Origin of the sequence: Micromonospora sp. NPDC047740, from assembly GCF_043204735.1 — a bacterium.
Taxonomy (GTDB): domain Bacteria; phylum Actinomycetota; class Actinomycetes; order Mycobacteriales; family Micromonosporaceae; genus Micromonospora.
This window is the reverse complement of the sequence record NZ_JBIDCT010000011.1, coordinates 112,041-132,216: the sequence shown is the minus strand read 5'-3', so window position 1 is coordinate 132,216 and position 20,176 is coordinate 112,041. Positions and strand designations below refer to the sequence as shown.

Genomic DNA, 20,176 nt, shown 5'->3' with positions numbered 1-20,176 from the left:
TCAGCCCTTGACGGTGGTCCAGGCCTGGGTCCAGGCCGCGTAGTCCTTGCAGGTCACGTCCTTGCGCCCGTCGAGGCACTGCGCAACTGGCGTGCTCCAGAACCAGACCTTCTCGAAGTACGCCTCGTCCTCGGCGTGGAACGTCGCGCAGTGGTTCTTGTCGGCCGTCTGGGCGCAGGCGAGCCGGTTGGCCGGCGCCTCACCGAACCACTCCGCCACCGCGGCGTTGGCCTTCGGGGAGATGATGTGGTCCATCCACCGGTACGCGCAGTTCGGGTGCTTCGACTTCGCCGAGATCATCCAGGTGTCGGACCAGCCGGTCGCCCCCTCCTCGGGCAGGATCGCCTCGACCGGCGCCTTGTCGGCCTGCGCCAGGTTGGCGATCACCTGCCAGGTGGTGCCCAGCACCGAGTTGCCGGTCTTGAAGGCCTGCACCTCCTTGGTGTAGTCCGACCAGTACTCGCCGATCGTCTCGTTCTGCTTCTTCAGCAGGTCCACGGCCGCGGTGAACTGCTTGTCGTCCAGCGCGTACGGGTTCTTGATGCCCAGGTCCGGCTGGTGCTTCATCAGGTAGAGCGCCGCGTCGGCGAGGTAGATCGGCGAGTCGTACGCGGTGATCTTGCCCCGGTACGGCGAGTTGGCGTCGAACACCGCGCCCCACGACGTCGGGGCCGGCTTGACCACGTCCGTGCGGTACATCAGCAGGTTGGCGCCGCGCCCGTGCGGGATGCCGTAGGCCACCCCGTCCACGGAGTTCCACTGCTTCAGCTTGAGCCCGTCGAAGACGTCCTTGTAGTTGGTGACCAGGTCGGTGTTGACCGGCGCGACGTCCCCGCCGTAGATCAGCCGGAGCGAGGCGTCACCCGAGGCGGAGACCACGTCGTACTCGCCGGTCTTCATCAGGGTCACCATCTCGTCGGAGGTGCCGGCGACCTTGACGTTGACCTGGCAGCCGGTCTGCTTCTCGAAGTCGGTGACCCAGTCCACCTTCGGATCGGTGGAGCCGTCCTCCACATAGCCGGCCCAGGCGACGATGTTGACCTGGCCCTCGCCCGCGCCGAGGCTGCTCAGCTTGGGCACGGAGGGGGGCTTGATGCCGCCGGGACCGGATCCGCCGGCGTCTGTTCCGCCGTCGCCGCAGCCGGTCAGGGCGAGCAGGCCGACCGCGGCGAGCGCGGTCAGAGTTCTACCGGTACGCATGTGCGCTCTCCTTGTCGCGGGGGGTCGGCACCACGGGGTCGGGTACGGCCACGGCGTGCTCGGCGCGCCAGGCCAGGCGCACCGGGGTGCCGCGCAGTGCCGCCACGTCGGCCGAGGAGGTGGTCAGGTTCTGCTGCGTCACGACCAGCCGGGCGCCGGCGTCGAGGTCGACGACGAACCGGGTGGTCGCCCCGGCGTAGACGACCTCGGCGATCCGTCCGGTGGCCGAGGCCTCCGCCGCACTCGCGGGCGGCAACTCCAAGTCGGGCGCGTTTGTCGCCGCGCCGTGACCGGGAGCCGTCGGCGGGCCCACGAGCCGGATCTTCTCCGGGCGGACCGAGAAGGTGCCCTCCCGGCCGAGGATGGCCCGTGCCGCGTCGCCGCTGAGCAGGTTGGACGTGCCGACGAAGCCGGCGACGAACGGGCTGGCGGGCCGCTCGTAGACCTCGGCGGGGCTGCCCACCTGGGCGATCCGGCCGTTCTCGAAGACCGCCACCCGGTCGCTCATGGTGAGCGCCTCCTCCTGGTCGTGGGTGACGAAGACGAAGGTGATGCCGACCTCCCGCTGCAGCGCCTTCAACTCGACCTGCATCTGCTCGCGCAGCTTCAGGTCCAGCGCGCCGAGCGGTTCGTCGAGCAGGAGCACCTTCGGGCGGATGACCAGGGCACGGGCCAGGGCGACCCGTTGCCGCTGCCCGCCGGAGAGCGCGGCCGGCCGCCGATCGTCCAGCCCGTCCAGCCGTACGCTGCGCAGCGCCTCCTCCGCCCGCGCGCGCCGCTCAGCGCGGCCCACCTTCCGTACCCGCAGGCCGTACTCGACGTTCTGCCGCACGGTGAGGTGCGGGAACAGCGCGTAGTCCTGGAAGACGGTGTTGACGTCCCGCTCGAACGGGGCGAGCCGGGTGACGTCGCGCCCACCGAGCAGGACCGTCCCGGCGGTCGGCGGCTCGAACCCGGCGATCATGCGGAGCACCGTGGTCTTGCCCGAGCCGGACGGCCCGAGCATGGCGAAGAACTCGCCGTCGGCGATCTCCAGATCGACGCCGGCCACCGCCTCCACCGCGCCGAACGATTTGCGCAGGCCGCGAAGAGCGACCGCGGGGGTGGCGGGCCCGGCTGACATGGGCGCTCCTCAGTCCTACGGTTAGCGTTGCGCGAGCGGACCAAGGTCCACGGAAATCGTTTCGTGAGAATAAGGCTGCGACGGATAGCGTCGTCAAGACCTTGCGGGCGCTTCGCGGGGTTGCCGGCCCTTCCCGCCCGCCCGCGTGGCGGGCAGACTCATCGCCATGGAGCAGCATCTCTACGAGCCCGTGCACGAGGAGTTCCGCGACCTGTGCCGCGAGTTCCTCGCCCGGGAGGCCGTGCCCTACCACGAGCGCTGGGAGGCCGACGGGATCGTGGACCGGGAGGTGTGGCGCAAGGCCGGCGCCGCCGGGCTGCTCGGCATGGACGTCGACGAGGCGTACGGTGGCGGCGGGCAGCACGACTTCCGGTTCAACGCGGTCCTCGACGAGGAGATCATCGCGGCCGGCTGTTCCGGCCTCGGGTTCGGCCTGCACAACGACGTGGTGGCCCCGTACCTCACCGAGCTGACCACCGCGGACCAGCGCAAGCGCTGGCTGCCGGGCTTCTGCTCCGGCGACCTGGTCACCGCGATTGCGATGAGCGAGCCGGGGGCGGGTTCCGACCTGGCGGGCGTCCGCACCGGCGCGGTCCGCGACGGCGACACGTACGTCCTCAACGGTCAGAAGACGTTCATCACCAACGGCGAGCTGGCCGACCTCGTGGTGGTGGTCGCCAAGACGGCGCCCGACCAGGGCGCGCACGGGGTGAGCCTGCTCGCGGTGGAGACCGGCACGCCCGGATTCAGCCGGGGCCGGCGGCTGGCCAAGGTGGGGCTGAAGGCCAACGACACCGCCGAACTGTTCTTCGACGACTGCCGGGTGCCGGCGGAGAACCTGATCGGCACCGAGAACCACGGCTTCTACCACCTGATGGCCAACCTGCCCCGGGAGCGGCTGAGCATCGCCGTGGCGGCGGTGGCGGCGGCGGAGAAACTGCTCGCGCTCACCCTCGACTACGCCCGCTCACGGGAGGCGTTCGGCCGGCCGATCGGGAAGTTCCAGCACAACCGGTTCCTCCTGGCCGAGCTGGACACCGAGGTCACCATCGCGCGGACCTTCGTCAACCACTGCGTCGCCGAGTTCAACGCCGGCCGGCTCTCGGTGACCGACGCGGCGAAGGCCAAGTGGTGGACTACCGAGCTGCAGAACCGGGTGGCCGACCGCTGCCTGCAACTGCACGGCGGCTACGGCTTCATGCTGGAGTACCCGGTGGCCAGGGCCTGGCTGGACGGCCGGGTGCAGACCATCTACGGCGGCACCACCGAGATCATGAAGGAGATCATCGGCCGAGGTCTCGGCCTCTAGCAGAAACCGGGTGCCGGCGGCCTGGTCGGGTGCGGGAGGATAGGTCACCCCTTACCGAGGAGCGCTCCGCATGGCCACCGATCTGACCGCCCTGGCACCGGCCCGGCCCGACGTCGCCGCGATCCAGCGTCGTACGCTGCGGCTGCTCTTCGTCACCCAGATCATCGGCGGGATCGGCGTCGCCATCGTCTTCGCCGTGGGTACGCTGCTCGCCGCCCGGATCGCCGGCACCGCCGTGGCCGGCCTGGCGCAGAGCGCCGCCGTGGTCGGCGGGGCGCTGCTCGCCGTCCCGGTCACCCGGATCATGACCGGTCACGGCCGTCGGCCGGGCCTGGTGATGGCGTACCTGGTCGGGGCGGCCGGGGGCGTACTGGTGGTGCTCGCCGCGGTCACCCGTCAGGTGCCGTTGCTTTTTCTCGGCATGCTGCTCTTCGGTGGCGGCACCGCGGCGAACCTCCAAGCCCGCTACACGGCGGTGGACCTGGCCGAACCGGCCCGGCGGGGGCGCCAGCTCTCGGTGATCGTCTGGGCCACCACCATCGGCGCGGTGGCCGCCCCGAACTTCGCCGCGCTCGCCGACCACACCACCAGCGGCTGGGGGTTGCCGCCGCTGGCCGGCCCGTTCGCCTTCAGCGCCGCCGCGTTCGTGGTGGCCGCGGTCGTCCTGCTGATCCTGCTGCGGCCCGACCCGCTGCTCACCGCGCGCCGGCTGGCGGCCGCCGACGTCCCGGTGGCCGAGGTGGTCGCGGCGCCGCCCCCCGACGGCTCCGGGTCGCAGCGCGGCGCCAGACGCGCCGAGCCGGAGTTGTCGCCAGCCCGGCGCGCTGAGGGCATGCGCGCCGCGTGGCGGGTGGTACGCGAGCGGCCCGCCGCCCGGCTCGGCATCGCGGCCGTGGCGATGGGGCACCTGGTGATGGTCGCGGTGATGTCGATGACCCCGGTTCGGCTCGGCGAGTTCCACGACGACGCCGACGTGCTGCGGGTGGTCGGCATCGTGCTGAGCCTGCACATCGCCGGCATGTACGCGCTCTCCCCGGTGGTCGGCTGGCTCACCGACCGGCTCGGCCGGCGCGCGGTGATCCTCGGCGGGATCGGGGTGCTGCTCGCCGCCTGCGCGGTCGCCGGCACGGCCGGACACCACACGCCGGAACTCTCGCTCGGTCTGGCGCTGCTCGGACTGGGCTGGTCGGGCACCATGGTTGCCGGCTCCACGTTGCTGTCCGAGTCGGTGCCCACGGACGTGCGGCCGAGCGTTCAGGGGTTGTCGGACCTGACCATGGGGCTGGCCGGGGCGGGCGCTGCGGCGCTGAGTGGGTTTGTCGTGCGGGTGGCCGGTTATCCGACCCTCACCCTGCTCGCGGCGATCGCGGTGGTGCCCCTGGTGGCGCTAGCGTTGCGTCCGGTGCCAGCGGGGGCGCCCGACAAGGAGGAGTGACACGTGCGGCTGACCGACTTCTGGGCGCGGCTGGAGGAGGCGTTCGGGCCGGGCTACGCGGCCAGCATCGCCAGCGACCAGGTGTTGTCCCAGCTCGGCGGGCGGACCATCGAGCAGGCCCTCGCCGCGGGTGAGGAGACGCACGTGGTGTGGCGGGCGGTGGTCGCCGCCTATCCCGACCGGGTCCCCGCGCGGCTACGCTGAGCAGCCTTTTTCCCGAGTCCGCGTGTCGCTTGCCGAGTCGTACACCTGTTCGGCTATTGTCCACAGCGGGGTGCTCGTCCACAGCTCGCGGCCCGTCGGCTGGTTTTCTGTCGGACCCAGCGCCTAGCGTGTCCCGCGTGACGCGAAGCTCAGGTAAGACGCCGGCGAAGGCAGGGGTGGCAACGATGGCGGCAGGGCCGGACCGGGAGAAGGCACTCGACCTTGCTCTCGCTCAGATCGACAAGCAGTTCGGCAAGGGTTCGGTGATGCGGCTGGGGGAGCGGCCGGTCGTGCAGACCGCCGTGATCCCGACCAGCTCCATCGCGCTCGACGTCGCGCTCGGCGTGGGCGGTCTGCCCCGTGGCCGGGTCATCGAGATCTACGGCCCGGAGTCCAGCGGTAAGACCACGGTCGCCCTGCACGCGGTGGCCAACGCCCAGCGGGCGGGCGGCATCGCCGCCTTCATCGACGCCGAGCACGCGCTCGACCCGGAGTACGCGAAGGCCCTCGGCGTCGACACCGACGCCCTGCTGGTCTCCCAGCCGGACACCGGCGAGCAGGCGCTGGAGATCGCGGACATGCTGGTCCGCTCCGGCGCGCTCGACATCATCGTGATCGACTCGGTCGCCGCTCTGGTGCCGCGCGCCGAGATCGAGGGCGAGATGGGTGACAGCCACGTGGGTCTCCAGGCCCGGCTGATGAGCCAGGCGCTGCGCAAGATCACCGGTGTGCTCAACAACACCGGCACCACGGCGATCTTCATCAACCAGCTGCGCGAGAAGATCGGCGTGATGTTCGGCAGCCCGGAGACCACCACGGGTGGTCGGGCGCTGAAGTTCTACGCCTCGGTCCGACTCGACGTGCGCCGCATCGAGAGCCTCAAGGACGGCACCGACGTGGTCGGCAACCGCACCCGGGTCAAGGTCGTGAAGAACAAGGTCGCCGCACCGTTCAAGCAGGCCGAGTTCGACATCATGTACGGCAAGGGCATCTCCCGCGAGGGGTCGCTGATCGACGTCGGCGTGGAGCAGGCGATCATCCGCAAGTCCGGCGCCTGGTACACCTACGACGGCGACCAGCTCGGCCAGGGCAAGGAGAAGGCCCGCGAGTTCCTCCGCGAGAACCCGGATGTGGCCGCCGAGATCGAGAAGAAGATCCTGGAGAAGCTCGGCGTCGGGGTCGGCGTGGGCGACGCCGCCGGTGGCCCGGAGCTGCCGCCGGTCGACTTCTGACCTGACCCGTGGCAGGACGACGCGCCCGTACGGGGCGGGGCTGGGACGCCAGCCCGCCCCGCACGGGTGACGCCACCACACCCCGCCCTCGCCGGGGCCGCCAGGGACGCGCCGAGGAGACCGATCCGGAGGCCGCGCCGGCCTCGCCCCGCGACGAGGCCGAGGCAGCCCGGGAGATCTGCCTGCGGCAGCTCGCGGTCCGGCCGCGTACCCGGGCCGAGCTGGCCGGCGCCCTCGCCAAGCGGGGCATCTCCGAGGAGGTCGCCGCCCAGGTCCTCGACCGGTACGACGAGGTCGGCATCATCGACGACGCCGCCTTCGCCCGCGCCTGGGTCACCAGCCGGCACACCGGCCGTGGGCTGGCTCGGCGGGCGCTCGCCAACGAGCTGCGCCAGCGCGGCGTCGACGGCGAGGTGGCCAGCGAGGCGCTCGGCGAGCTGGACGAGGAGACCGAGGCGGAGACCGCCCGCGCCCTGGTCGAGCGGAAGCTGCGAACCGCCCGGGGCGAGCCGGACGCGGTGTTCCGCCGCCTCGTGGGCATGCTGGCCCGCAAGGGGTACCCGCCGGGCGTGGCGATCCGGGCGGTGAAGGAGGCCCTCGCCGCGCAGAGCGCCGAGGCCGCCGAGTTTGCCGAACACATCGACGCCGACGCGCTCGCCGACGCCGAGCACGAACTCGACCGGAACGCCCGCACCCTCGACTGACCGATCAGCGGAGGCGGTGCGGGCCGGCGCCCGCGGGCCGCGGGTCGCCAAGGTCCGCACAACTTCTCTGGAAGTGTCCTTCCGCCGCCGCAAGACCACTCTTTCGGAGAAGTTGTGGCCTGCCCTCGCGACGACGCCGAGTGGCGTGCGGTGCGAGCGGAGGGCGGGTGGGACCTGCCTCGTGAGGGGCCTGAGCAGGTCGGGAGGTGATCGGGGAGCTCGCGCGGGGTGGGGTTTGTCCGGCGGTGTCCGGCATCTGATCAGCGCTGGGTGATGCCGTAACTTCTCTCCGTCCGGGTGGTTTGATCATGAGTTCTTGACCGAACGGCCTCCGGAGACCTAGCCTCGCCATACAGGCTCACATTGCCCGACCAGCGCAGGCTAAGCGCACAACATAGAACGCGTAACAGAACCGCATCACTTTGGGCCAGCTTCACCGGCCTTGACGGCAGCACCGGACGGCCGGTCCGGTGCCACCGACAACTGCAACCGGCCGCCGGCGATGCTCTCCACGGGCACCGTCGACGGAAAGCTACCCACGGCCAGCCGCTCCGGTCGGGCGTCCAGAGCCGCAGGCGTGTGCCGTCGGCGCGCGTGCTGCGGCGCCGACGTTCAGGGGAGGCGGCCATGGTGGGGCGGGACAGGTTCACCGGTGATCCTCCGTGGGCCCTCGGCGGGCCGTCCGCCGGCATCCAGGCCCGCGCCGACCGCAGCAACCTGACCGTCGGCGCAGCCGCGACCGGACGGGCCGGACGGGGCGGAGCGGCATGAGCGCGTTCGAGGCCGTCATCCTCGTGCTGGTGCTGCTGCTCGCCGCCGTGGTGGTCGGTGCCGTCCTGCTCGGCGCGCGTACCCTGCGTCGGCTCAGTGTCACGCCCACCCCGGAGGATCCGGCCTTCATCGCCGAGAAGGATCGCCAGGAGCAGTCGCTGGCGGCCCTGCGCAGCGCCGCCGACGAGGCGAACAGCACCGCCGATGTGGCGAAGTCGGCCGCTGCGGCGGCCCGGGCCGAGGCGGCCGCCGCGAAGGCCGAGGCGAAGGCGGCCCGGGCCGAGGCCCGGCGGGTCCTGGACGACGCCCGCGCCGAGGCCGACACGGTGCTGGAGCGGGCGCACAAGCAGGCCGAGGCGGACGCCGAGCAGCTCCGCAGCGCCGCCCGGCGCAGCGGCGAGCGGGAGGTGGCGGTGCTCGCCGCGACCACCCGCGAACAGGCGGCCGAGGTCGAGCGCCGGGCCACCCGGATGGACGAGCGGGAGCGGCTGCACACCGAGGAGGTGGAGCGGCTCGCCGAGCGGGAACGGCAGCTCACGGCCGCCAGCGCCGCCCTGGCCGCCCGGGAGGCCGCCCTGGCCGAGCGGGAGCAGGCCCTCACCGAGGTGGAGGAGCAGCGCCACCGCGAACTGGAGCGGGTCGCCGGGCTGACCGCCGAGGCGGCCCGGATCGAGCTGGTCGAGTCGATTGAGAGCCAGGCCAAGCGAGAGGCCGCCCTGTTGGTCCGGGACATCGAGTCGGACGCCCGCAGCACCGCCGAGCAGCGGGCCCGGCACATCGTCGTGGACGCCATCCAGCGGGTCGCCAGCGAGCAGACCGCGGAGAGCGTGGTGAGTGTCCTGCACCTGCCGGGCGACGAGATGAAGGGGCGGATCATCGGCCGGGAGGGGCGCAACATCCGCGCCTTCGAGTCGGTCACCGGGGTCAACCTGATCATCGACGACACCCCCGAGGCGGTGCTGCTCTCCTGCTTCGACCCGGTACGCCGGGAGGTCGGCCGGCTCACCCTCGAGAAGCTGGTGCTGGACGGCCGGATCCACCCGCACCGGATCGAGGAGGTCTACGACCAGGCCCGGCACGAGGTGGAGGAGCTCTGCCACCGGGCCGCCGAGGACGCCCTGGTCGAGGTCGGCATCACCGAGATCCACCCGGAGCTGGTCACCCTGCTGGGCCGGCTGCGCTACCGGACGTCGTACGGGCAGAACGTGCTCAAGCACCTGGTGGAGACCGCGCACATCGCCGGGACCATGGCCGCCGAGCTGCGGCTGGACGTGCCGACGATCAAGCGCTGCGCGTTCCTGCACGACATCGGCAAGGCGCTTACCCACGAGGTGGAGGGGAGCCACGCCATCATCGGCGCGGACCTGGCCCGCAAGTACGGCGAGAGCGAGGACGTGGTGCACGCGATCGAGGCGCACCACAACGAGGTGCCGCCGCAGACCATCGAGGCGGTGCTCACCCAGGCCTCCGACGCCTGCTCCGGTGGCCGGCCGGGGGCGCGGCGGGAGAGCCTGGAGGCGTACGTCAAGCGGCTGGAGCGGATCGAGGAGATCGCGGCCGGCAAGCTCGGCGTGGAGAAGGTCTTCGCCATGCAGGCGGGCCGGGAGATCCGGGTGATGGTCAAGCCGGAGGACGTCGACGACATCGGTGCGGCGGTGCTGGCCCGGGACGTGGCCAAGCAGATCGAGGAGGAGCTGACCTATCCGGGCCAGATCCGGGTGACGGTGGTCCGCGAGTCCCGGGTCACCGAGATCGCCCGCTGACCGCAGAGACGCAGAAGGGCCGGCCCGGAAACCGGGCCGGCCCTTCGCCGTACGGGTCGGATCAGACGCCGCCTCCGCCGCCTCCGCCGGCACCCTCGGCCTGTGACGTGAGCGCCACGGGCGGCGGGTTCTGGGCCGGCGTGCCGGCGGTCTTGCGGCCGCGGGAGAGGCGGTGCTGGACGTACTGGGCCAGCTTCGACAGCGAGTAGTTGACCGCGATGAAGAGCACGGCGATCACGACGTAGACCTGGATCGGGTTGCCCAGCACGCCGATGATCTGCTTGCCGATGTTGAGCGTCTCCTCGTAGCTGATGATGAAGCCGAGCGAGGTGTCCTTGAGCACCACCACCAGCTGGCTGATCAGCGCCGGGAGCATGATCCGGAACGCCTGCGGCAGCAGGATCATCCGGGTGGTCTGCAACGGGGAGAGGCCGATCGCGGCGGCGGCCTCCGCCTGGCCGCCCGGCAGCCCCTCCATGCCGGAGCGGATGATCTCGGCGATCACCACCGAGTTGTAGACGGTCAGACCGATGACCAGGTACCAGAGGTTGTCCCACGAGATGCCGAACTCGGGGAAGCCGCGCGCCACGAAGAAGATCGTGATGACGACGGGCAGCCCCCGGAACACCTCGACGCAGACCCGGGTCACCGCCGACAGCAGCACGCTCAGCCCGCGCAGCAGGTACGACACCGGCGTGGCCAGCCCGGTGAAGCGCCGTCGGGTCAGGCTCTTGAGCTGGATCCGCAGCACGGCGATCAGGGTCCCCACGACCAGCGAGGACACGATGGCCAGGGCGGCGGCGATCAGCGTGTTCTTCAGGCCGAGCCCGATCCGGTCCCAGACCTGGGAGAAGTTCTCGTTGCCGGGGTCGACCAGCGGGCCCCACAGCTCCATCGAGAACTGGCCCTTGTCGGACAGCGGCCGGTAGATCAGGAAGTACGCCACGACGAGCACCACGACGGTGGCGACCAGGCTGCTGACCAGGGTGATCCGTCGCTGCCGGGGGCCGGGGACGTCGTACAGGACGCTGTTCTGCTGACTCATCGGGCCACCGCCTGTCGCTTCTCGATCCGGTCGAGCAGGGCACCGAGCGGCACCGTCATGATCAGGTAGCCGATGGAGATGCCGATGGCGACCGGGATGAAGGCGTAGCCCTCGGCCGAGGTGAGCTGGTCGGCGGTCTGGGACAGATCACCGACGACGCCGAAGAAGCCCACCAGCGCGGAGTTCTTGATCATCGCGATGATCACCGAACCGAGCGGCACCACCGACGCCTTCCAGGACTGCGGCAGCACCACGTAGCGCAGGTTCTGGCCGAAGGTGAGACCGAGCGAGCGGGCAGCCTCGGCCTGACCGGGCGGCACCGCGTTCACCCCGGACCGCAGCGCCTCGCAGACGAACGCCGCGGTGTAGAGCACCAGGGCGATCAGCGCGAAGCGGAAGTATGGCAGGTCGGTGTCGAGCCGGCTGAAGACCGCGTCCAGGCCGGGGATCCGCAGGAAGTCAGCGTTGGAGCCCAGCGCCGGCAGGCCGAAGGCGGCGAAGAACATCACCACGGTCAGCGGCATGTTCCGGAAGATGTTCACGTAGGCGGTGCCGACGGCGCGGAGCGGCGGCACCGGGGAGATCCGGAGCACCGCCACGACGGCGCCCAGGATCAGGGCGCCGATCGCGGCGAGTACGCAGATCTGGAGGGTGAGCCAGAAACCACCCGCAAACACGTCGAACTTGTCGATGAGCACACTCACGGGTCGGTGTTCCTCCCCACCCTCCAGATCGAACGATCAGATCAGTAGCGGTTGATGGTCGGGGCCGCGCCCAGCTGCGCGCCGAACTTGCCGGCGGTGTCGTCCCAGGCCTTCTTCCAGCGGCCGTCCTGCATGGCCTTCTCCAGGACGTCGTTGATGAAGTTCCGGAAGTCGGTGTCCTCCTTCTTCACGCCGATGCCGTACGGCTCCTTGGTGAAGTTCTCGCCGGCGAGCTTGAAGGACGCCTCGTCCTTGGCGACGTAGCCGAGCAGGATCACGTTGTCCGTGGTCACCGCGTCCACCTGGCCGCCCTTGAGGGCGTCGCGGCACTTGTCGTAGGTGTCGAAGAGCACCAGCTGGGTGGCCACGTCCTTGACGTGCTTCTTGATCTCCTCAGCCGGGGTGGAGCCGGTGACCGAGCAGACCTTCTTGGTGCCGTCCTTGAACGAGTCCGGCCCGGTGATCGTGGTGTCGTCCTTCTTCACCAGGATGTTCTGGCCGGCCTCGTAGTACGGCCCGGCGAAGGCGATGCGCTCCTTGCGCTTGTCGTTGATCGTGTACGTCGCGGCGACCAGGTCGACGCTGCCGTCGACGATCTTGTCCTCACGGACCTTCGACGGCGTCTCGACGTACTCGATCTTGTCCTCGGGGATGCCGAGTTCCTTGACGATGATCTTCGCGACCTCGACGTCGAAGCCCTCCGGCTTGCCCGACAGGCCCTTCAGGCCGAAGCCCGGCTGGTCGAACTTGGTGCCGACCTTGATCTTCTGGGCCTTGTTCAGCCGCTCCATAGTGCTGCCGGCGGCGAACGACTTGCCGCCCGAGCCGGTGCCCTCGTCGCCCTTGCCATCACCGCAGGCGGTCATCCCGAGCGCCAGGGCGGCCGCGGCGGCGACCGCCGCCATACGCTTCATGCGCATACTCATCTCCTTTTTCGACAGAAGCCGCCGGGGGACGGCGCGCTCCACTACGAATGCCTAGTGCGTGAGAATCTTGGAGAGGAAGTCCTTCGCCCGCTCGCTGCGCGGGTTCGCGAAGAACTCCGTCGGCGGTGCGTCCTCGACCAGCTGACCGTCGGCCATGAAGATCACCCGGTTGGCCGCGTGCCGGGCGAAGCCCATCTCGTGGGTGACCACCACCATGGTCATGCCGTCGCGGGCCAGCGAGGTCATCACGTCCAGCACCTCGCCGACCATCTCCGGGTCGAGCGCGCTGGTCGGCTCGTCGAAGAGCATCGCCTTGGGCTGCATGGCCAGCGCACGGGCGATGGCCGCCCGCTGCTGCTGGCCGCCGGAGAGCTGGGCGGGGTACTTGTCGGCCTGGTTGGCGATGCCGACCCGGTCGAGCAGGGCCAGGCCGCGCTCGCGGGCGGCGGCCGGCTTCTCCCTGCGGACCTTGACCGGGCCGAGCGTGACGTTCTCCAGGATGGTCTTGTGCGCGAAGAGGTTGAACGACTGGAAGACCATGCCGACCTCGCTGCGCAGTTTCGCCAGCGCCTTGCCCTCGGCCGGCAGCGGCTGCCCGTCGAAGGTGATGGTGCCCGAGCTGATCGGCTCCAGCCGGTTGATCGTCCGGCAGAGCGTCGACTTGCCGGAGCCGGAGGGGCCGATCACCACGACCACCTCACCCCTGCCGACGGAGAGCGAGACGTCGTCGAGCACGTGCAGCGGGCCGAACCACTTGTTGACCCCGTCCAGCACGATGAGCGGTTCGCCCGTCGTCACGTCGTCCACCGTCCCTGTCCGTGGAGATAAGCGGGGTCGGTCGACCCCCGGTTGGGCAACTCTAGGCGGGGCCACATGGCGGAACGCAACTCGAACGGTCACAGTGAGGTAACACCGGTCGCCCACGTACCGGGGAGTCCGATTTCTGCCACGTACCGGCCCGCTCCGGTGGCGGACCGGGCATCGCGCGGAGATCATGTGGGGATGACCCATCCGCTCCGGCTGACCGATTACGCCCGCGGCGGCGGCTGCGCCTGCAAGATTCCGCCCGGCGAGCTGGAGGCGATGGTCGCCGGGCTCGGCCCGGCCGCCGGCGCCGCCGACCTGCTGGTCGGCCTCGACCACGGCGACGACGCCGCGGTGGTCCGGCTGGACGAGCGGACCGGCCTGGTGAGCACGGCGGACTTCTTCACCCCGGTGGTGGACGACGCGTACGACTGGGGCCGGATCGCCGCGACGAACGCACTCTCCGACGTGTACGCCATGGGCGGCACCCCACTGGTCGCGCTCAACCTGCTCTGCTGGCCCCGGGAGGTGCTGCCGGTGGAGTTGGCCCGGGAGGTGCTGCGCGGCGGCCAGGACGTCGCCCGGGAGGCCGGCTGCCACCTGGCCGGCGGGCACAGCGTGGACGATGACGGCCCGAAGTACGGCCTGGCGGTCAGCGGCGTGGTGCGGCCGGAGGAACTCATCACCCTGGACGCCGGCCGGGCCGGCCTGCCGCTGTCGCTGACCAAGCCGCTCGGCGTCGGGGTGCTGAACAGCCGGCACAAGCGGACCGGGGAGCGGTTCCCGGAGGCGGTCGCCTCGATGACCAGGCTCAACCGGGACGCGGCCCGGGCGGCGATCGCCGCCGGCATCCGCTGCGGCACCGACGTCACCGGGTTCGGGCTGCTCGGGCACGCCTCGAAGCTGGCCCGGGCCAGCCGGCTCACCATCGCCATCGACGCCGCGGCCGTGCCCTACCTGCCCGGTGCCCGGGAGGCGCTGCGGGACGGGTACGTCAGCGGCGGCACCCGCCGGAACCTGGACTGGGTGACCCCGTGGACCGACTTCGGCGGCCTCGACGAGGGGGAGCGGCTGCTGCTGGCCGACGCGCAGACCTCCGGCGGGCTGCTGGTGGCGGGCGAGATCCCCGGCGGCACGGTGATCGGCGAGCTGCTGCCCGCCAGCGAGCACCTGATCCGGGTCCGCTGACCGCCATGTCGCTCTCCCGGACGGGGCACCATACCCGATAAACTGTCATCTTCCCGCTACTCGAAGCGATGACGCTCGAGGAAATTTTGCCCGGAATGGTCACAGACCGGTAACTTGCCCCCGGCTGAGGTCAAATGCACCCCACCATCGTCAGTAAGGCCCGATCCGGAGGCCGGTGGGACGAGCACAGCGAGGAGGCGGCATGACCGAGCTGTGGAACTGGAGAATTGACGGCGCGGCGCCCGTGGAGGTCTACCCGGCGCTGGCCGAGGCGCTCGGCCGGGTGGTGATGCCCCTCGCCGTCGCCGACCCGGCCCGACTGCCCGCGTACGCGGTGGTCTGCGACGTCTGGGAGGCGCCGGGGGTGTACGGCACCATGGTCGACTGTTACGGGGTGCCCGAGCGCCTGCCCGAGCTGCCCAGCATCGCGGCGCTGGCCCGGCTGCTGGACCGCAACTGCCTGATGCGCGACGACACCCTCGACGCCGGACGGCACCTGCTGGTCGCCCCGGACGGCACGATCCGCCCGGTGCACTTCGACGTGGTCGAGACCGACGAGGGCGAGGTGCTCAGCGACCAGCGGCTCTGCACCGTCGCCCACCCCGGCTGCCGGGGCTGGTCGCAGTGCCACCGCTCGCGCTGGGCCCCCGACTCGGTCGCCCCCGCGCTCGCCGCCGCCTGACCGGACCCGGCACGGCCGGGCCGGCCGGGGTCAGGCCCGGGCGGCGGGTGGGGTGCCGGGCTTCGGCCCGGATACGCTGTCCGGGTCATGACTACCGCAGCCGCGGGCAGCCCGCGTACCTACCAGGTGCGCACGTACGGCTGCCAGATGAACGTGCACGACTCCGAGCGCATCTCCGGCCTGCTCGAACAGGCCGGTTACGTGCGCGCCGCCGAGGCCGACGAGCAGCCCGACGTGGTGGTGTTCAACACCTGCGCCGTCCGGGAGAACGCGGACAACCGGCTCTACGGCAACCTCGGTCATCTGCGTCCCGTGAAGGACAAGCACCCCGGGATGCAGATCGCGGTCGGCGGCTGCCTGGCTCAGAAGGACCGCGGCGAGATCGTCCGCAAGGCCCCCTGGGTGGATGTGGTCTTCGGCACGCACAACATCGGCTCGCTGCCGGTGCTGCTGGAGCGGGCCCGGCACAACGCCGCCGCCGAGGTGGAGATCCTCGAGTCGCTTGAGGTCTTCCCCTCCACGCTGCCCACCCGGCGCGAGTCGACGTACGCCGGCTGGGTGTCGATCTCCGTGGGCTGCAACAACACCTGCACGTTCTGCATCGTGCCGTCGCTGCGCGGCAAGGAGAAGGACCGCCGCCCCGGCGACATCCTCTCCGAGGTGCGTGCCCTGGTCGACGAGGGCGTGCTGGAGGTGACCCTGCTCGGGCAGAACGTCAACTCCTACGGGGTGGAGTTCGGCGACCGGTACGCGTTCGGCAAGCTGCTGCGCGCCTGTGGCGACATCGAGGGCCTGGAACGGGTCCGATTCACCAGCCCGCACCCGAAGGACTTCACCGACGACGTGATCGCCGCGATGGCCGAGACGCCGAACGTCTGCCACTCGCTGCACATGCCGTTGCAGTCGGGCTCCGACGACGTGCTGCGGGCCATGCGCCGCTCGTACCGGTCGGAGCGATACCTGGGCATCATCGAGAAGGTCCGGGCGGCCATGCCGGACGCGGCGATCACCACGGACATCATCGTCGGCTTTCCCGGCGAGACCGACGCCGACTTCGAGCGGACCCTCGACGTGGTCCGCGAGGCCCGGTTCGCCTCGGCGTTCACCTTCCAGTACTCCAAGCGCCCCGGCACCCCGGCCGCGACCATGGACGGCCAGCTCCCCAAGCAGGTCGTGCAGGAGCGGTACGAGCGGCTGATCGCCACGGTGGAGGAGATCACCTGGGCGGAGAACAAGAATCTCGTGGGGGAGACCGTCGAGGTGCTGGTCGCCGTCGGCGAGGGACGCAAGGACGAGCGCACCGGCCGGATGTCCGGCCGGGCCCGGGACGGCCGCCTCGTGCACTTCGATGCCGGCAGTCTGGCCGGGCAGATCCGCCCCGGCGACATCGTGCACACCACCGTCACGTACGCCGCGCCGCACCACCTCAACGCCGACGGCGAGCCGCTGTCGCACCGGCGTACCCGGGCCGGCGACGCCGCCGAGGCGGGGCGCGCCCCGCGTACCCCGGGCGTGCTGCTGGGGCTGCCCACGATCGGCGCGCCGGCCGCGGTGCCCACGCCCGCGACCGGCTGCGCCGCCCACTGACCGATCGGGGCCCCGCCGGACGGCGGAGCCCCGACCGGTCCCGGCGGGATGTCGGGCCTCAGCAGGCCGTGCCGTTGAGCTTCACGGCGGCGGGGGTGGCGGCCGTGCCGTTGGCGGTGAAGCCGATGGTCACCGAGGCGCCCGGCGCGAGCGACCTCGCCCAGTCCGGGGCGGCGGCGGTGACGGTCGTGCCGGACTGGGTGACGGTCGCGTTCCAGCCGCTGGCCAGGGTGACCCCGGCCGGCCAGGTCCAGGTCACCGACCACGGGTTCACCGCGCCGGTGCCGTTGTTCTGCACGGTCAACTCGCCCTGGAAGCCGCCCTGCCACGCGTTCACCTGCTGATAGCCGGCAGTGCAGGCGCCGGTCGCCGGCGGCGGCGAGGACGATCCGGTGGGTGTCGGGCTCGGGCCGCCCCCGCCACCCACGGGCGGGATCAGGTACGGCTGGAGGATGTCCTGCTTGGCCTGGTTGATCGTGGTCCAGTCGTCGTTCGCGATGCCGCCGGTGTCACCCGAGTTCGGGTTCCACGACCAGTAGGTGAAGGACATCCCGTTCACCCCGGTCCCGGTGTAGGCCATCAGGTTCTGCAGCCACACCCGGTCCTTCGGGTCCTGGAGCGTGGTGCCGAACTCGCCCATCATGATCGGCGCGATGTTCTGCTTGTGGAGGTAGCCCCAGTACCGGTCCCAGATCGCCGGCATGTTCGCCGGGTACGTCGGGTCGTCGAACCAGGCCTGGCGGTAGACGGAGGTCGCGTACTCGTGCGGGGAGTAGACCAGCCGGTTGGCCACGTTCAGCCGGACCGGGAACTGCCCGGCCTTGGACAGGTTTCCGCCCCACCAGCCACAGTCCTCGTCGTTGCTCGGGTCGCCGTCCCAGACGTTCGACAGGCCGCCGCTGGGGCAGCTCACCCCCTCCACGAAGATCAGCCAGTTCGGCTGTACCGCGAGGATCTCGTTGCCGGCCCGCTCGGCGGCCAGCCGCCAGTCGCGGGCGGCGACGCCGCAGCCCCAGCAGGCGCCGGTGGCGGCCGGGTTGGTGCCCTCGGCGTGCGGCTCGTTGTGCAGGTCGGCGCCGATCACCGTGGGGTTGTTCGCGTACCGCCGGGCGAGGGTCTTCCAGTCGGCGATCCAGGTCGCCTCGGAGACGGTGGAGGTGTACCAGAGCGGCGACTGGCCGGCCGAGGTGGGCCGGTGGCGGTCCAGGATGACCCGCATCCCCTTGCCGCCGGCATAGTCGATGACCTTGTCGAGGATCTGCAGCGGGGAGAGCCCGACCAGGTCCGGGTTGACGTAGTCGTTGATCCCGGTGGCCGTCGCGCCCGGCTTCAAGGCGTCGTTCGAGTACGGGACGCGCAGCGTGTTGTAGCCCAGCCGGGCCATGGTGTCGAGTTGGCTGCGCCACGGGTTGCTCGACCACAGACCGTGGAAGGTCTTGTTGTCGGTCTCCATGCCGAACCAGTTGATGCCGGTCAGCCGGACCGTGGCGCCCGTGCTGTCGACGATCTTGTTGCCGCTGGTGTGCAGGTAACCGGTGCCGGTCCCGGCGACGGCGGCGGCGGCCGGGGCGGTGCTGACGGCGGCGGCGACGAGGACGCCGGCCGCGGCGGTGGCGAGCGCCACGAGGGCGCCGCCGAGGGCGGTGGGTCGGTGCATGCGAGCTCCACTTCGGATGCCCGCGCCGCGCAGGCGCCGCGGGCGGAAGGACCAGGGGAGACGGCCCGCTCGTCATCGAGTACGCGGACAGCCGCGACGGGCCGTGTCACGTGGACGGCCACTCGTGGGGGATCACCGGCGACCCGCGACGGCGGGACTCGCCGTCGGTGCCCTCGCGCCGGAGCTCGACCTGGCTCTGCCGCCATTCTGATCAGCCCACCTCGATGCGTCAACCACCCGCCCGAACCCTGTGGAGAAGGCGCTTTCCCGCCTCGTCCCGCGGCGTTCCATCCGCAAGATCGCGCTCGATCCTGGATCGAGTGGCCTCCGGCTCGCGTTGATGCCACTACTTCCCGGTTCGAGCATGGTCTTGGCGCGGGGCGCGGGGCGCGTGGCGCGGGGGGACCGGGATATGCGGAAGCCCCCGGTCCCGTGGCGGGACCGGGGGCTTCCGGGTGGCTCAGCTCAGCTTGCCTGCTCGGCCAGCTGGAGGAACTGCCGCTTCGAGGCGAGCGCCTGCTCGGCCTCCTTGATCCGCCGGGTGTCGCCGGCGGCCTGCGCCCGGGCCAGCCGCTCCTCGGCCTCGGCGACCTGCGTACGCATCTGGGCCAGCAGCGGGCTGTCCTCCTTGGTGGTACGCCGCCACGCCGAGTCCATCACCTCGCGGACCTTCTCGTCCACGACGCGCAGCCGGCGCTCCAGGCCGGCGGCGGCCTCCCGGGGCACCCGGCCGGCCTCGTGCCACTGCGCCTGGATGTCCCGCAGCTTCGCCTGGGCACCCTTGGGGTCGCCGTCGATGTCGAGCCCCTCGGCCTCGGCGAGCAGGGCCTGCTTGCGTTCCAGGTTGGCGCGCTGCTCGTTGTCCCGCGCCGAGAAGACCTCACTACGCCGGGTGAAGAACTCGTCCTGCGCCGCCCGGAACCGTTCCCAGAGCTTCTGCTCGGCCTCCTTGGACGCCCGCGGTGCGGACTTCCACCGGGCCATCAGGTCCTTGAGCTGGTTGGCGGTGACGCCCCAGTCGGTGGATTCCTTGAGCTTCTCGGCCTCGGTGACCAGCTCCTCCTTGATCGACTGCGCCTGCTTGCGCTGCTGGTCGAGGGAGGCGAAGTGGGCGCCCCGCCGGCGGGTGAAGCCGTCCCGGGCGGCGGCGAACCGCTTCCACAGCTCACCGTCGGTCTTCTTGTCGACCCCGCGGATGGTCTTCCACTCGTCGAGGATCTCCTTGAGCCGGTCCCCGGCGGTCTTCCAGCCGGTCGACTCGGCGGCCAGCTTCTCCGCCTCGTCCACCAGGGCGGTCTTGCGGGCCAGCGCCTCGCTCCGGGCGGCGTCCCGGGCCGCCCTGGCCTCGCCGGCCTTCTCCTCGGCCGTCGCGGCCAGCTTGTCCAGGCGCGCGGCCAGCGCGTCGATGTCGCCGACCACGTGTGCCTCGGCCAGCGAGGCGCGGATCCGCTTGATCGTGGTCAGCGAGTGGCCGGCGTCCGCCGCGCCCGAGTTGAGCCGGGCCTCGGTCAGGTCCACCTCCGTCACCAGATCAGCGAACCGCCGGGCGAAGTGGGCCAGCCCCTCCTCCGGGGCTCCCGCCTGCCAGGATCCGACCACCCGCTCGCCCTCGGCGGTCTTGACGTAGACGGTGCCGTCCTCGTCCACCCGTCCGAAGGCAGTCCAGTCGCTCATGTGCCCATCCTCGTTCTCCCGGCGTCGACGGGAGGTCCCGCGATCGCCGCCACGGCGCAGCAAAGTTACTTCCGGCATTGTCACAGGTCCGACCCGGTCCGTGTCGAGCGCCTGTCGTCGACCGTGACCATACGGTGTCGTAGGGCCCCGATGACCGGATCGGCGCGG

At 71.2% G+C, this 20,176-nt stretch carries 17 protein-coding genes; 9 read left to right on the top strand and 8 right to left on the bottom strand.

Going from position 1 to position 20,176, the window contains the following annotated elements; genetic code table 11:
* A complete protein-coding gene (locus ACGF4F_RS21560; RefSeq protein ID WP_393079556.1) occupies positions 1-1,200 on the bottom strand; it encodes an ABC transporter substrate-binding protein in 1,200 nt (399 codons plus the stop codon).
* Positions 1,187-2,323 (bottom strand): ABC transporter ATP-binding protein, encoded by a 1,137-nt coding sequence (locus ACGF4F_RS21555; protein WP_393079553.1) that lies wholly within the window; start codon positions 2,321-2,323, stop codon positions 1,187-1,189. The genes ACGF4F_RS21560 and ACGF4F_RS21555 overlap by 14 nt, the downstream gene beginning before the upstream one ends.
* A 166-nt stretch (positions 2,324-2,489) precedes the next feature.
* On the opposite strand from ACGF4F_RS21555, the gene ACGF4F_RS21550 reads away from it, so the two are divergent.
* The 6 genes from ACGF4F_RS21550 (at position 2,490) to rny (ending at position 9,741) form a co-directional block, all read left to right on the top strand.
* The gene (locus ACGF4F_RS21550) at positions 2,490-3,632 is read left to right on the top strand and encodes an acyl-CoA dehydrogenase family protein (RefSeq protein ID WP_393079550.1); all 1,143 of its coding nucleotides are present in this window, start codon (positions 2,490-2,492) and stop codon (positions 3,630-3,632) included.
* Between the two features lie 70 nt (positions 3,633-3,702).
* Positions 3,703-5,067 carry an MFS transporter gene (locus tag ACGF4F_RS21545; protein WP_393079547.1) on the top strand — a complete coding sequence of 455 codons (1,365 nt, stop codon included), beginning with the start codon at positions 3,703-3,705 and terminating at the stop codon, positions 5,065-5,067.
* Between the two features lie 3 nt (positions 5,068-5,070).
* Positions 5,071-5,271, top strand: a complete 201-nt coding sequence (locus ACGF4F_RS21540; RefSeq protein WP_073832642.1) for a DUF3046 domain-containing protein — start codon at positions 5,071-5,073, stop codon at positions 5,269-5,271.
* A 185-nt stretch (positions 5,272-5,456) separates the two neighbouring features.
* On the top strand, positions 5,457-6,503 hold the full coding sequence (gene recA / locus ACGF4F_RS21535; RefSeq protein WP_073832643.1) for a recombinase RecA: 1,047 nt from the start codon (positions 5,457-5,459) through the stop codon (positions 6,501-6,503).
* Positions 6,504-6,511: 8 nt separating this feature from the next.
* Positions 6,512-7,207: a regulatory protein RecX gene (locus ACGF4F_RS21530; RefSeq protein WP_393079543.1), complete on the top strand. Its 696-nt coding sequence runs from the start codon at positions 6,512-6,514 to the stop codon at positions 7,205-7,207.
* Positions 7,208-7,974: 767 nt separating this feature from the next.
* Positions 7,975-9,741, top strand: coding sequence for a ribonuclease Y (gene rny, locus ACGF4F_RS21525; protein ID WP_393079540.1), 1,767 nt, complete (start codon positions 7,975-7,977; stop codon positions 9,739-9,741).
* A gap of 61 nt (positions 9,742-9,802) precedes the next feature.
* On the opposite strand, the gene ACGF4F_RS21520 is transcribed toward rny, so the two are convergent.
* Genes ACGF4F_RS21520 through ACGF4F_RS21505 form a run of 4 tightly spaced genes read right to left on the bottom strand, consistent with a single transcriptional unit; the run spans position 9,803 to position 13,223 of the window.
* Positions 9,803-10,786, bottom strand: coding sequence for an amino acid ABC transporter permease (locus ACGF4F_RS21520; RefSeq protein WP_393079537.1), 984 nt, complete (start codon positions 10,784-10,786; stop codon positions 9,803-9,805).
* Complete coding sequence (locus tag ACGF4F_RS21515; protein ID WP_357433437.1) at positions 10,783-11,490, bottom strand: amino acid ABC transporter permease; 708 nt, start codon at positions 11,488-11,490, stop codon at positions 10,783-10,785. The genes ACGF4F_RS21520 and ACGF4F_RS21515 overlap by 4 nt, the downstream gene beginning before the upstream one ends.
* Before the next feature lie 41 nt (positions 11,491-11,531).
* A complete protein-coding gene (locus ACGF4F_RS21510; RefSeq protein WP_357433435.1) occupies positions 11,532-12,410 on the bottom strand; it encodes a glutamate ABC transporter substrate-binding protein in 879 nt (292 codons plus the stop codon).
* Between the two features lie 57 nt (positions 12,411-12,467).
* Complete coding sequence (locus ACGF4F_RS21505; RefSeq protein ID WP_357433433.1) at positions 12,468-13,223, bottom strand: amino acid ABC transporter ATP-binding protein; 756 nt, start codon at positions 13,221-13,223, stop codon at positions 12,468-12,470.
* A gap of 195 nt (positions 13,224-13,418) precedes the next feature.
* On the opposite strand from ACGF4F_RS21505, the gene selD reads away from it, so the two are divergent.
* The 3 genes from selD to miaB all read left to right on the top strand — a co-directional run bounded on the left by selD (position 13,419) and on the right by miaB (position 16,677).
* On the top strand, positions 13,419-14,408 hold the full coding sequence (selD, locus tag ACGF4F_RS21500; RefSeq protein ID WP_357433431.1) for a selenide, water dikinase SelD: 990 nt from the start codon (positions 13,419-13,421) through the stop codon (positions 14,406-14,408).
* A 202-nt stretch (positions 14,409-14,610) separates the two neighbouring features.
* Positions 14,611-15,090: a hypothetical protein gene (locus ACGF4F_RS21495; protein WP_357433429.1), complete on the top strand. Its 480-nt coding sequence runs from the start codon at positions 14,611-14,613 to the stop codon at positions 15,088-15,090.
* An 87-nt stretch (positions 15,091-15,177) separates the two neighbouring features.
* Complete coding sequence (miaB, locus tag ACGF4F_RS21490; RefSeq protein ID WP_393079532.1) at positions 15,178-16,677, top strand: tRNA (N6-isopentenyl adenosine(37)-C2)-methylthiotransferase MiaB; 1,500 nt, start codon at positions 15,178-15,180, stop codon at positions 16,675-16,677.
* Positions 16,678-16,735: 58 nt separating this feature from the next.
* On the opposite strand, the gene ACGF4F_RS21485 is transcribed toward miaB, so the two are convergent.
* Both ACGF4F_RS21485 and ACGF4F_RS21480 read right to left on the bottom strand, forming a co-directional pair.
* Entirely contained in the window at positions 16,736-18,334 is a 1,599-nt protein-coding gene (locus tag ACGF4F_RS21485; protein ID WP_393079529.1) for a cellulase family glycosylhydrolase, read from the bottom strand.
* A gap of 465 nt (positions 18,335-18,799) precedes the next feature.
* Positions 18,800-20,008, bottom strand: coding sequence for a DUF349 domain-containing protein (locus ACGF4F_RS21480; RefSeq protein WP_357433423.1), 1,209 nt, complete (start codon positions 20,006-20,008; stop codon positions 18,800-18,802).
* Between the last annotated feature and the right edge of the window lie 168 nt (positions 20,009-20,176).

What these genes read in the sequence shown, in the direction of transcription:
- ACGF4F_RS21560 (WP_393079556.1), bottom strand. Translation starts at nt 1,200, where the DNA reads ATGCGTACCGGTAGAACTCTGACCGCGCTCGCCGCGGTCGGCCTGCTC.
- ACGF4F_RS21545 (WP_393079547.1), top strand. Translation starts at nt 3,703, where the DNA reads ATGGCCACCGATCTGACCGCCCTGGCACCGGCCCGGCCCGACGTCGCC.
- ACGF4F_RS21485 (WP_393079529.1), bottom strand. Translation starts at nt 18,334, where the DNA reads ATGCACCGACCCACCGCCCTCGGCGGCGCCCTCGTGGCGCTCGCCACC.
- miaB (WP_393079532.1), top strand. Translation starts at nt 15,178, where the DNA reads ATGACTACCGCAGCCGCGGGCAGCCCGCGTACCTACCAGGTGCGCACG.
- recA (WP_073832643.1), top strand. Translation starts at nt 5,457, where the DNA reads ATGGCGGCAGGGCCGGACCGGGAGAAGGCACTCGACCTTGCTCTCGCT.
- ACGF4F_RS21550 (WP_393079550.1), top strand. Translation starts at nt 2,490, where the DNA reads ATGGAGCAGCATCTCTACGAGCCCGTGCACGAGGAGTTCCGCGACCTG.
- selD (WP_357433431.1), top strand. Translation starts at nt 13,419, where the DNA reads ATGACCCATCCGCTCCGGCTGACCGATTACGCCCGCGGCGGCGGCTGC.
- ACGF4F_RS21555 (WP_393079553.1), bottom strand. Translation starts at nt 2,323, where the DNA reads ATGTCAGCCGGGCCCGCCACCCCCGCGGTCGCTCTTCGCGGCCTGCGC.
- ACGF4F_RS21480 (WP_357433423.1), bottom strand. Translation starts at nt 20,008, where the DNA reads ATGAGCGACTGGACTGCCTTCGGACGGGTGGACGAGGACGGCACCGTC.
- ACGF4F_RS21510 (WP_357433435.1), bottom strand. Translation starts at nt 12,410, where the DNA reads ATGCGCATGAAGCGTATGGCGGCGGTCGCCGCCGCGGCCGCCCTGGCG.
- ACGF4F_RS21520 (WP_393079537.1), bottom strand. Translation starts at nt 10,786, where the DNA reads ATGAGTCAGCAGAACAGCGTCCTGTACGACGTCCCCGGCCCCCGGCAG.
- rny (WP_393079540.1), top strand. Translation starts at nt 7,975, where the DNA reads ATGAGCGCGTTCGAGGCCGTCATCCTCGTGCTGGTGCTGCTGCTCGCC.
- ACGF4F_RS21495 (WP_357433429.1), top strand. Translation starts at nt 14,611, where the DNA reads ATGACCGAGCTGTGGAACTGGAGAATTGACGGCGCGGCGCCCGTGGAG.